The organism is uncultured Cardiobacterium sp. (genome assembly GCF_938028825.1).
Lineage (GTDB): Bacteria > Pseudomonadota > Gammaproteobacteria > Cardiobacteriales > Cardiobacteriaceae > Cardiobacterium.
The window spans coordinates 1-2,510 of sequence record NZ_CALIZP010000019.1; the positions used below are offsets into that span (position 1 = coordinate 1).

Genomic DNA, 2,510 nt, shown 5'->3' on the forward strand with positions numbered 1-2,510 from the left:
ATCGGGCAGAATCTGGAAATCGTGCCGCTGGCCGACCCGACGCAAGTGAAAGTCGATGAACGCTTCCCAGTACAAATCTACTATCAGGGCAAGCCGCTGGCAGGCGCGACCGTCATCGCCACCTCCGACACCTTCATGGCGAAAGACCTGGATGCCACCCGCGACGAACGCCCGCCGCAAGCCTTCTCCGGCAAGACCGACAAAGACGGCAAGGTCAGCATCATTCCGCAGCTGGAAGGGCTGTGGAAAATCAAGGTCGCGCACAAGGCGCCGTTTGAAGATCAGAAAGTCTGCCTCGAACACAGCAACAGCGCGACATTGCTGCTGTCCATCGGCACACAACGCGCCGAAAACCTCTACAAATAAGCGCCCTGCCTTTGTCAACAAAAACCGCCCTTTCGGGGCGGTTTTTGTTTTCCGGCGATTACCATATGGCGGGCGGCGTTCAGTAGCAGACGTTGTTGGTGCTGCCCATGCGGATAAAGCTCGGCTGAACGATACCCGTGAGCGGGATGTCTGGCAGGCGCTGCATATGTTGCAGGTCGTATTGACCAAGCAGCGGTTTGTACTGCCGTCCGAACAGCACTTTTTTGCTGTCGCCGCTGATCCACATGTCCAGCACGTCTTCGTCGTAGCCGAAGTCGAGCTGAGTGCGGTTTTCGAGGTCGGCAAAGGGGTGGATGCTGAGGTGGCGGTCGCCGCCGACGACGAGGTAGCGATCCAGCCAGCCGGTGCGGAAGACGCGCGGGCGGTAGCCGAGGTCGAGGCGCTGCGGGGTGTCGCTTTTGTCGGGTTCGTAGATGAGCAGCCGCCCGCTGGTGTCGCCGAAGATGACGTGGCGCATGCCGTTGTCGATGAAGGGTTCGAGCAGCGGTTCATTCAGCTTGCGCGATTTGTACATCGGCCCGGTCTTGATGATTTTGCCGCTGTCGGCGAAGTAGATGATGCCTTCGTCCGCGTAGTAGGTGTTAAAGGCAATGAGGCGGTCTTCAAAGCTTGGTGCGCCGCGCCCCAGCCCGCGTGTTTCGCCGATGTCGATGGTTTTCCAGCCGTCGTCGGGGTGGAGGAAGCTGTACTGGTAAATCAGCGGGGTGTTTTCCTGCAACACCCAGAAGGTCTGGCTGTAAATGCTGAAGATGGTGGAGAAGCGGGTGTAGAGGTTCTGGAAGGTTTTTTCCGGTTCGCTCACTTCGCCGCTGCGGTAGTCCACCATGCCAATGCGGTCTTCAAAGACGACGGCGAGTTTGCTGCTTTCCGGCACGAAAATCATGCGCATGGCGCGGCTGGGCAGCGGGATTTCCCGCATGTCGCGGTTTTCGAGGTCGTAGAGGGTGATGGCGTAGCGGCGCTGGTCGCTGACGGCAAGAAAGGGTTTGTCGGTGCTGGACGAGAGGACACGCACGGCGACGGGGAAGCGGAGGGTGTCCACTTGCCGCCCTTCTTCGAGGTCAACGACGGCAACCAGCGGCAGGCCGTTGTCACCGGCGAAGACGTAGCGGGTCGGGTCGTAGAGGCTGACCGGAGTGGCGGCAGGCTTTTCGGGCGCGGCCTGCGCCCAGAGCGGGCGGGTGAAGAGCGCCGCCGCACCGCCGAGGACGAGGTGACGGCGCTTCATGGGGTTTCCCCGGCTTCTTTGGCAAGGCACTGCGCGTAGGCGAGGAGCGCGTCGCCGTCGTGCAGCGCGCCGGTCGATTTGGCGACCATCTGTCCGTCCACATACCAAGCGGAGAGCGGCAGGCCGACGCCGCCAAGTTTTTTCAGCAGGCCGCTATCGCCGCCGTTATCGCGCGGCAGTTTGCTGATTTTCAGGTCGGCGAAGAGGTTGTCGATTTGCGCGGCATCGTCACCGAGATTGAGGGTGATGATGTCAAACGGCGCATCTTCACGTTGCGCGAGCTGGTCAAGCAGCGGCAGTTCCGCACGGCAGGGCGCGCACCACAGCGCCCAGACGTTAAGCAGCGCCACTTTGTGTTTGCCATCGTGTTTGACCAGTTCGTTCAGCGGGGTGTTTGAGGTGGCGGGCAGAAATCCTTCCGGCGGGGTGCATTCTGCCTTGGGCGGCTCCGGCGGGTTCATGGGCTGGATAACCACCGGCCCTGCTAGCGCCGCCGTGGCGGCGAGCAGCAGGGCGGCAAGGGCGTGGCGGGTTTTCATGCTTTGCCCCCCGCCCGGTCTTTGGCGATGGCTTTGTCGATGTCGCGCGCGAGTTTGTCCGCGCCACTCTGGTAGTCGAAGACGTCAATCATCTCGCGCTTGGGCGAGAGCAGGTAAATCATGGTGCTGTGATAGACGGTGTAGCCTTCGGGCAGATCGGGCGGGGTGACTTTTTTGCCCTTGAAGCGGTAGCCGAAGGTGGCGTTAAAGCGCTTGGCGGTCGCTTCAATGGTCGGCATGTCGCCGGTGAGGCCGATGATGCGCGGGCTGAAATAATTGGTGTACTGGTTGAGCACTTTTGAATTGTCGCGCAGCGGGTCAATGCTGATGAACACGGGCTGGATGACGTCCGGCTC

At 61.1% G+C, this 2,510-nt stretch carries 4 protein-coding genes; 1 reads left to right on the forward strand and 3 read right to left on the reverse strand.

What is annotated here, in order from left to right; genetic code table 11:
- The coding region (locus Q0562_RS02670) for a DUF4198 domain-containing protein (RefSeq protein WP_298640787.1) at positions 1 to 366 on the forward strand (366 nt) is incomplete at its 5' end.
- A 79-nt stretch (positions 367 to 445) separates the two neighbouring features.
- On the opposite strand, the gene Q0562_RS02675 is transcribed toward Q0562_RS02670, so the two are convergent.
- From Q0562_RS02675 to Q0562_RS02685, 3 genes are all read right to left on the reverse strand, one after another.
- Complete coding sequence (locus tag Q0562_RS02675; protein WP_298640789.1) at positions 446 to 1,615, reverse strand: hypothetical protein; 1,170 nt, start codon at positions 1,613 to 1,615, stop codon at positions 446 to 448.
- Positions 1,612 to 2,154: a TlpA disulfide reductase family protein gene (locus Q0562_RS02680; RefSeq protein ID WP_298640792.1), complete on the reverse strand. Its 543-nt coding sequence runs from the start codon at positions 2,152 to 2,154 to the stop codon at positions 1,612 to 1,614. Before Q0562_RS02680 ends, Q0562_RS02675 begins: the two co-directional genes overlap by 4 nt.
- On the reverse strand, positions 2,151 to 2,510 hold a 360-nt coding region (locus tag Q0562_RS02685), incomplete at its 5' end, for an SCO family protein (RefSeq protein ID WP_298640795.1). The genes Q0562_RS02685 and Q0562_RS02680, both read right to left, overlap by 4 nt.

Excerpts from the sequence above, each read along its gene's own strand:
- Q0562_RS02675 (WP_298640789.1), bottom strand. The coding sequence starts at position 1,615 with ATGAAGCGCCGTCACCTCGTCCTCGGCGGTGCGGCGGCGCTCTTCACC.
- Q0562_RS02680 (WP_298640792.1), bottom strand. The coding sequence starts at position 2,154 with ATGAAAACCCGCCACGCCCTTGCCGCCCTGCTGCTCGCCGCCACGGCG.